Source organism: Lysinibacillus sp. TE18511 (genome assembly GCF_054062295.1).
On the sequence record NZ_JBSSFD010000042.1, the window covers coordinates 31,011 to 39,784 of the forward strand.

Here is an 8,774-nt window from a genome sequence, read left to right on the forward strand (position 1 = left end):
TGTGCTACTCCTTTTCCCATCCACGTGATTCGACTGCACGAGCATGGCCCTCTAAGCCTTCCATACGTGCTAGACGTGCAATTTTCGGTGCATTTTCTGCCCAAGTTTTTTCACTATAAAAGACGACGCTCGATTTTTTCACAAAATCATCGACGTTTAATCCACTTGCAAAGCGTGCAGTGCTATTCGTTGGTAGCACATGATTTGTCCCTGCAAAGTAATCACCAACTGGTTCAGAGCTATAACGGCCGATGAAAATACCACCTGTATGTCGTACTTGTTCCGCTACAGCCTCAGCATTTTTTGTCACAATTTCTAAATGCTCAGGAGCTAGCGAATTAATGGCATCTACGGCATCTGCCAACGTTTCAGCCACATAAATGGCACCAAAGTTTTCAATAGATGCACGCGCTACCTCTTCACGCGGTAAGGTGATTAGCTGCTTCTCTACTTCTTCAGCCACTTTTTTAGCCAACTGCTCAGAAGTCGTCACCAATATGGCACAAGCCAATTTATCATGCTCAGCCTGTGATAAAAGATCAGCTGCAATTTCATCAGCAAATGCTGTGTCGTCTGCTAACACGGCAATTTCACTTGGACCTGCAATCATATCAATCGCTACCTCACCAAATACCTCACGTTTTGCTAATGCTACAAAAATATTTCCTGGACCTGTAATTTTATCAACAGGAGAAATCGTTTCTGTACCATAAGCTAGAGCCGCAATCGCCTGAGCTCCACCGATTTTATATATTTCCTCTACCCCTAAAATATGCGCCGCAGCAAGTACACCTGAAGGTAATTTTCCATCGCGACCTGCTGGAGACGTAATAACAATGCGTTTGACACCAGCAACTTGTGCAGGAATAACGTTCATCAAAACTGACGATGGATACGCTGCTGTACCGCCAGGAACATAAAGTCCTACAGCATCAAGAGCAGTAATTCGTTGCCCAAGCCACGACCCATCTTTTAACTCTAAGCGATAACCTGAACGCTTCTGCTGCTCATGATAAAAGCGAATATTTTGTGCAGCCTCTGTTAAATCAGCATAAAGCTGTTGATCAAGAGAATTTGCGCCCTCTTCTATTTCATCCTTCGTTACCCGTAAATGATCAGGTGCAAAGCCATCCCATTTTTCTGTATAAAAACGTATGGCTGTGTCACCTTGTGCACGAACATCTGCTAATACTTGACGTACAACCTTTAACTGTTCTTCATTGCCACCTTCAAGTGGTCGTTTTAAGGAAATACCTTTTGCTAGCTTTGTTATCTTCATAGGATTAATCTCCTTTAATTCTAGGTACATGTAGTTGTCTATTATCGATGACTGTGAACATGTTTTATTTCACACATTTCTTTAAACGTTTCACAAGGTCGATAATGCGGTCCCCCTTCATACGATAGCTTACTGGATTAGCAATTAACCTGGATGACACATCCGTAATAAATTCATACTCCACTAAACCATTTTCCTTCAGCGTCCTTCCTGTTGAAACAATATCGACAATGCGGTCTGCTAAGCCAATCATAGGTGCCAGTTCAATCGATCCATTTAGCTCAATAATTTCAACTTGCTCCCCAATTCCCTTATAATATTTCATCGCGATAGTAGGATATTTAGTCGCTATTCTTGGGGCGATTTCATTCATCGTAGTATTAGGTAAACCTGCCGATGCGATATAACATGTACTTATTTTTAAATCTAGTAATTCATGTACTTGTCGTTGCTGTTCTAACAAAACATCCTTTCCAGCGATACCAATATCCGCCACACCGTGCTCTACATAAACAGGAACATCCATCGGCTTTGCTAAGATAAAACGAATTTTCTCTTCTGGAATTTCAAGCATTAATTTACGGGACATTTCGACTTCCTCTGGTAAATTAAAGCCAGCTTCTAACAGCATTTGGTATGCCTCATCAAAAATACGCCCCTTCGGCATAGCAATCGTTAATTCATTCACTGCCAACGTCCTCCTGTCCCACAACAACTACTTCTTTAAAGTGTGCTAAAAAAGCTTCTTCATCAACTAGGCTATTTCTTAACTGTAAGGTAGCCTGTTTACCAGCAGTTCGAAGCGTCTGTACTTTTGCAAGAGCCGCTTCAAATTGTTGTTCCTCAAATAGCACTACTGTCGCTTCTTGTCGTTCATCAGATTGCTCATCCAGCGTTTCTAGTAGGCGATCAACGCGAATACTAAATCCTGTAGCGCCTACTTTTGAGCCAAACACCTCAAGTAATCCGTCATAACGTCCGCCATTACCTAATGGAAAACCACTGCCTGTTGCAAACACTTCAAATAGCATTCCTGTGTAATAGCTCATATGACTAGAAAGTGTAAAATCAAAGGCTACATAATCCGCTAAATCTGCAATTTCAAGTAGTTTAGCGAGCTGTTGCATATATTCTAATGCGTCATTTTTCCGCACATATTTTTCAATATCTTGGATTTCTTTTAAATTCATAGCTTCTTCAATAAATTGTAGTAATGCATCCGATTTTGTTTTAGGTAAATCAAATGATGCCACTGCTTCTTCAAACCCCACATAATTGCGTTGCACTAGAAGTATCCGAAGTATATTTTGTTGTTCAATGCTTTCTGTATAGTCTTGTAAAATACAATTTAATATCCCTGCATGGCCGATAGTAACTTTAAATTTTGCTAATCCAAATTGCTGTAATAGCTCCATTGCCGCCACAATAACCTCAGCATCAGCAAACACAGAATTGTCTCCAATTAACTCGATCCCCATCTGATCAAATTCTGCTGGACGCCCACCTTCTGCCTCTTGTGCACGAAAGACACTAGCAAAATAAGCAAGGCGTAATGGAATCATCTCTTTTAATAATTTTGATGTTGCTACACGAGCAATCGGTGTAGTCATATCAGGTCGTAGTACTAACGTGTTTCCTTGGCTATCTACTAACTTAAATAAATGCGCATCGGCTATTGCTGATGCTTTACCGACTGTATCAAAATACTCTACTGCAGGTGTCTTAATAAATTCATAGCCCCTGCTGCATAAAAAGTCTCGCCCCGTATTTCTTACAGCCTCTATCTTTTCGTATATTTGCGGAAATGTATCGCGCATTCCAAGTGGTTTCTCAAACATTTTAATCGACGACATTTTGACACTTCCTCACGTTTCGCTTTAATTCACTAGAGTATTAGAGAATTAGATTATGAAAGAATTCTAACTTATTTCTCCCTTTCCGTCAATGCAACTCTCTATGAATTGTCGAATAATTTCATTACTGATTATTCTGTTAATTATACTCGAAAATAGATAAATTGAAACTTTATTCGGCATAGCAAGTTTTTCTCTCCTTAAACTTGTAAACCTTTAGACAAAAAACTATGTAAATCTTTTTTTGCTCTTTGGAAGGTGGATGTCGATAAAATTCAGAAGTTGGGTGATAAAACGTGAAAGTTAGTCGATAAAACTCAAAAGTTGGGTGATAAAACGTGAAAGTTAGTCGATAAAACTAAAAAGTTGGGTGTCATTTTGTTAAAACGTATGTCATGTGAATCAGTTGATTGGAGTGGAGACTGGGCGACTCCTTGGGGATAAAGCGATAGAAGAACGAAGGCTAAGAGCATCACGTCCAGTGATAACGCCCTCGTGACCAACATCGTGCTGCTGCCGCTACGTTAGCACTACGCTTTCGCGCAAAAAACATCTGTTGGCCCGAGACCCTGGAGCGCAGCGAAGCGGAGGTTTCCTGTGCGAAAGAGTAGCGGCAGCAACAAATGTTTTATCTGTGCGAAAGCGAAGCGGCAGCAACAACTGTTTTATCTGTGCGAAAGCGAAGCGGCAGCAACAACTGTTTTATCTGTGCGAAAGCGAAGCGGCAGCAACAACTGGATTTTGTCTGTGCGAAAGCGAAGCGGCAGCAACAACTGTTTTATCTGTGCGAAAGCGAAGCGGCAGCAACAACTGGATTTTGTCTGCGCGAAAGCGAAGCGGCAGCGGCAAATGTTTTATCTGTGCGAAAGCGAAGCGACAGCAACAAAGCGCCCAGTCGGAACGGAAATCAACCCATTGTTACAATAGTATTTTCAACACAAAAAAACACTGTGCACAGTAAGCATGCACAGTGTAGATCTTATTATTTTTTGGGCATGCACCATTGCACTACTTCATTACGTTTACGGTCCGCCATTTGTTCAGCTGTATAAATAATTTGCATAGGGTTACCGCCTGCAAGACAGCCAGCTGGCACATCCTTATGGACAAGGGTTGCAGCCGAAACAATCGCACCGTCACCTATCGTAACACCTGGTAGTATCGTTGAATTGGCACCAACCATTACTTCATTGCCAATATAAACATCTCCCAGACGATACTCCTCTATTAAATACTCATGCGCCAAAATAGTTGTACTGAAGCCTATAACGGTATTGTCACCGATGTGAATTCGTTCTGGAAACATTGTATCTGGCATTACCATTAAAGCTAATGAAGTTTTTTCACCAATCTCCATCTTTAAAAAAGTTCGATACAACCAGTTTTTCACACGTAAAAAAGGTGTGAAGCGTCCAATTTGAATGACAATAAAACACTTCATCACCTTCCAAAAGGACACCGTATCATAAATATTCCAAAGCGAGTTTGCTCCTTCGACACGGTAGCGTTCTGTTTTACGTGCCATTTACTAACCCTCTTTCACAATTTCAAATAAATCCGTCATATGATGCAACATATATTCCGGCTTGAACTGCTGTAAGTATTCCTCACCTTTAAAAGCCCATGCGACACCAGCCGCTCTAATTCCAGCATTGTGTCCTGCCTCAATATCATGAGAATTGTCACCAATCATAATGGCTTCTTTCTTATTTACACCAAGGCGTTCAAGGGCAAGCAAAACTGGTTCTGGATCAGGCTTTACATTTTTCACATCATCCGTACCAATACGGACATCAAATAAATGATTTGCACCGAGCACCTTAAGTCCACGGTCAATCATCCCATTACGCTTTGTAGACACAATCGCTAACTTGATACCCATAGCCTTTAATTGCTCTAAAGTTGATACAACATCAGGATATTGAGTGACAAGCTCATCGTGATGTATTTCATTATATTCGCGATATTTAGCAATCATTGCATCCTCTTCACCAGGAGCAATGTCACTCATTGTCTGTTTCAAGGACGGCCCAAGGAATTTTAGGCAATCTTTTGGCGAATATTGCCCGGGAAATCGCTCGTTTAAAACATGCATAAATGTTTGAATGATTAAATCATTTGTATTGAGTAATGTACCATCAAAGTCAAATAGTAATGCCTTTACAGCCATTGTCCTTGCACCCCTTATTAATCATCTAAATACTTCACTGCAGGTTTTACTGTTATACGTCGGTAAATAATCGCCACAAGACCCACTACAATACCAATTATTGAAACAACCTGAGCTGAGCGTAAATCTCCTACTAAATATAGGCTATCTGTACGCATGCCTTCTATATAGAATCGACCGAATGAATACCAAATGATATAGCCAAAGAATATTTCCCCACGATTTAAATTTACTTTGCGTAATACTAGTAAAATGATTAGCCCAATGAAATTCCATACGGATTCATATAAGAACGTAGGATGTACATATGTTCCTAATTCTTCAACATACATTTGATTAATAATCCAATCAGGCAGCCTCAGATTTTCTAAAAATTCACGTGACACCGGACCACCATAAGCCTCTTGGTTCATAAAATTTCCCCATCGACCAATTATTTGGCCAATCAATATACTTGGTGCCGCAATATCCGCTACTTTTAAAAAGCTTATATTTCTTTTACGAGTGAATATGTAAGCTGTTATAAATGCCCCAATAAGAGCCCCGTGGATCGCGATACCACCATTCCAAATCTCAATAATTTTCTCTGGATTCTGACCATAATAATCCCAACGCATCGTTACATAGTAAATGCGTGCGCATACTATGGAAATAGGAACGGCCCATAGTAATAAATCCGCCAGAAACTCCTCCGGCAATCCCCGCTTCATAGCCTCTCTTTGTCCTACAAAATAAGCTAAAATAATACCCGATACGATTAGCAACCCATACCAATGAACAGGGATAGGTCCTAAATTGAAAGCAATCGGATCAATTTGTAATAGTAATAAGTCCATCTTATGCTCCTCTCAACATTCTTCTATTACTAGGTCATTGTATCTTATTAATAAACCATTAATCATCTAATTCATCTGTTGAAGTAATAACCTCATCTAAACGTCTAGAAAACTCCTCCGCTGCATTAACACCCATCTTTTTCAAACGGTAATTCATGGCAGCTACTTCAATAATAACAGATACATTGCGCCCAGGTCTTACAGGAATTGTTAACTTCGTTAATTCCGTATCAATGATTTTCATTTTCTCTTCCTCTAGACCTAAACGATCATATACCTTTTCTGGATCCCAAATTTCCAGTTCGATGATTAACGTAATTCGTTTGTACGGTCGCACCGCGCTTGCTCCAAACAGCGTCATAATATCAATTATGCCAATACCTCTAATTTCAAGTAAGTGTTCTAAAAGAGGTGGTGGACTTCCGATTAAGAAATTCTCTGATTCCTGACGAATTTCCACGCAATCATCAGCTACTAATCGGTGCCCTTTCTTTACAAGTTCAAGTGCTGTTTCACTTTTCCCTACACCACTTTTCCCGATGATCAGTACACCAATGCCATAGACATCGACTAAAACTCCATGAGCAGCAGTCATTGGTGCTAAACAACCTTCTAAATAGTTAGTCAGCCTACTTGAAAACTTCGTTGTTGTCATATGTGTTTTAAATACAGGGACGTGCTTTTCATTAGAAGCCTGTAAAAGCTCCTCAGGTATCTCTAAATCACGAGAAATAATTATAGCTGGCGTATCCTGCGAACACAGTAAACGCATACGCTCCAATTTCACATCTGCAGGTAACATTTCAAAAAATGAAAGTTCTGTTTTCCCAAGCAATTGTACTCGATTCGCAGGATAATGTGTAAAATACCCGGCCATTTCAAGTCCTGGTCTTGAAATATCACTCGTGACAATCGTTCTTCCTATTCCTTCCTCACCAGCTAATAGCTCTAATTTAAATTTCTCCATTACGTCTCTTGTTAATACTACGACCAATATTAGTAGCCCCCATTCATCTGGCGATTAACTAGCCCGATTGGTTCAACTAGCAATCAGCTTCACTGATTGCAGTATCACTTTATTTTAGCATGTCTAGGAATAAAAGAAATGTATTTACTCTCTTGTCTGTTAGCTGAAAATTACACCACAAAACATAAAAAACTAGCGGTTCTCCAAATCCGCTAGTTTTTTATGTTTTATTTTTGAGAAGCTAACCATTTGGCAACTGCTTCTGCATCCTCACCTTTAACAACATTTGGAGGCATACCATTTTTACCATTTTCAATAACATCTAAAATTTCTGTTTCTGATAAACGAGAGCCTACATCTTTAAGTGCAGGTGCATTACCTTGACCTTGTAGTTCGCCACCGTGGCAAGAAATACAAGATTTCATAGCAATTGTTTCACCGTCTGGAGCGGCAGTTTTCCCTTCATCTTTAGTTGCAGTTTTATCTCCGCCACCACAAGCAGCTAGGAAGATTGCTGATCCGAACACTAATGTTAACATTGCCTTTTTCATTAGTACCCCTCCTCATTAGTTAAAAATATCTTTCCCCGACATTATACCAAAATTATGCACGTTTGAAACCTTTGCCTAATACCTCATAAGCATCGGAAACAATGACAAACGCTGATGGGTCAACGCTTTTAATGAGTTGTTTCAGCTTTGTGAACTCTGTTTGGTAAACAACAACCATCAGTACTGGTCGTGCTTCCCCTGTATACCCTCCAATTGCAGGTAACTTTGTCACGCCACGATTAATCTCGGCATAAATAGCATCACGTATCTCATCTTGTTTCATCGTAATAATATAAACCATTTTGGATTGACTAAAGCCGAGCTGAATAATATCGATTGTTTTAGTAGTGACATAAAGTCCAATAAGTGCATACAAACCTTTCTCTAAGTCAAAAACAATTGCTGCACTAATCGCGATCATTCCATCAATCAATAGTACACTTGTACCAAGAGTAATTCCGGTAAACTTTGTAATAATTTGCGCTAGTAAATCAGTGCCACCTGTAGAAGCATTCCCTTTAAAGACAAGTCCTATTCCTAAACCGACAACAATTCCCCCAAACAACGCACCAAGTAAAGGATTATCGGTCCAAGGCTCCCAACTATGTGTTAGTAATACAATTAACGGTAATGTCACAGTTCCAATAAATGATTTTATCCCAAACTTTTTTCCAAGTAATAATACACCTGCTATAAATAATGGAATATTAAATGCATACTGTACATAACCAGGATTCCAGCCAAATAAACCGTGTAAAATTGTACTAATCCCGCTTACACCGCCTGAGGCTATTTGATTTGGCAGTAAAAATACATTGAAGCCAATGGCAATGACTGCCGCTCCAACAACGACGTATACATATTCCATAATGCTATCTCTTGCACTCTGTGCATGATTCATTTCCCCACGTCCACTTCAACTTTCAGAATTTTTTAAGACGAGATGATTATAGCAAATAGCTTTCACATTGAGAACTTCATTTTGATGAAGGAAACATAAAATAATTACTCCTCTTATTTAAAAAATCGAGTAGGAGGGAGTGATTAACTCCCGACCTCTCACACCACCGTACGTACGGTTCCGTATACGGCGGTTCAATTAAGATGAATAACGCAAA

Annotated in this window: 10 protein-coding genes; 1 reads left to right on the plus strand and 9 read right to left on the minus strand. The window is 39.8% G+C overall.

Annotation, left to right across the window (positions count from 1 at the left end):
- Window positions 1-4: 4 nt before the first annotated feature.
- From hisD to ACVWXS_RS21545, 3 genes are all read right to left on the minus strand, one after another.
- The gene (gene hisD, locus ACVWXS_RS21535; protein WP_456960091.1) at window positions 5-1,279 is read right to left on the minus strand and encodes a histidinol dehydrogenase; all 1,275 of its coding nucleotides are present in this window, start codon (window positions 1,277-1,279) and stop codon (window positions 5-7) included.
- A 64-nt stretch (window positions 1,280-1,343) separates the two neighbouring features.
- The gene (gene hisG / locus ACVWXS_RS21540; protein WP_456960092.1) at window positions 1,344-1,967 is read right to left on the minus strand and encodes an ATP phosphoribosyltransferase; all 624 of its coding nucleotides are present in this window, start codon (window positions 1,965-1,967) and stop codon (window positions 1,344-1,346) included.
- Window positions 1,960-3,132, minus strand: a complete 1,173-nt coding sequence (locus ACVWXS_RS21545; RefSeq protein WP_456960093.1) for an ATP phosphoribosyltransferase regulatory subunit — start codon at window positions 3,130-3,132, stop codon at window positions 1,960-1,962. Before ACVWXS_RS21545 ends, hisG begins: the two co-directional genes overlap by 8 nt.
- Window positions 3,133-3,729: 597 nt before the next feature.
- Here ACVWXS_RS21545 and ACVWXS_RS21550 point away from each other — a divergent pair.
- Complete coding sequence (locus ACVWXS_RS21550; protein ID WP_456960094.1) at window positions 3,730-4,059, plus strand: hypothetical protein; 330 nt, start codon at window positions 3,730-3,732, stop codon at window positions 4,057-4,059.
- Between the two features lie 55 nt (window positions 4,060-4,114).
- On the opposite strand, the gene ACVWXS_RS21555 is transcribed toward ACVWXS_RS21550, so the two are convergent.
- From ACVWXS_RS21555 to ACVWXS_RS21580, 6 genes are all read right to left on the minus strand, one after another.
- On the minus strand, window positions 4,115-4,657 hold the full coding sequence (locus tag ACVWXS_RS21555) for an acyltransferase (protein WP_456960095.1): 543 nt from the start codon (window positions 4,655-4,657) through the stop codon (window positions 4,115-4,117).
- A gap of 3 nt (window positions 4,658-4,660) precedes the next feature.
- Window positions 4,661-5,302, minus strand: coding sequence for a pyrophosphatase PpaX (gene ppaX, locus ACVWXS_RS21560; RefSeq protein ID WP_456960096.1), 642 nt, complete (start codon window positions 5,300-5,302; stop codon window positions 4,661-4,663).
- Window positions 5,303-5,319: 17 nt separating this feature from the next.
- Complete coding sequence (gene lgt, locus ACVWXS_RS21565; protein ID WP_068985984.1) at window positions 5,320-6,138, minus strand: prolipoprotein diacylglyceryl transferase; 819 nt, start codon at window positions 6,136-6,138, stop codon at window positions 5,320-5,322.
- A gap of 58 nt (window positions 6,139-6,196) precedes the next feature.
- Complete coding sequence (gene hprK / locus ACVWXS_RS21570) at window positions 6,197-7,132, minus strand: HPr(Ser) kinase/phosphatase (RefSeq protein ID WP_068985985.1); 936 nt, start codon at window positions 7,130-7,132, stop codon at window positions 6,197-6,199.
- A 200-nt stretch (window positions 7,133-7,332) separates the two neighbouring features.
- Window positions 7,333-7,656: a cytochrome c551 gene (gene cccB / locus ACVWXS_RS21575; RefSeq protein ID WP_374965329.1), complete on the minus strand. Its 324-nt coding sequence runs from the start codon at window positions 7,654-7,656 to the stop codon at window positions 7,333-7,335.
- A 52-nt stretch (window positions 7,657-7,708) separates the two neighbouring features.
- On the minus strand, window positions 7,709-8,524 hold the full coding sequence (locus tag ACVWXS_RS21580; protein WP_254660198.1) for a YitT family protein: 816 nt from the start codon (window positions 8,522-8,524) through the stop codon (window positions 7,709-7,711).
- Window positions 8,525-8,774: the final 250 nt, after the last annotated feature.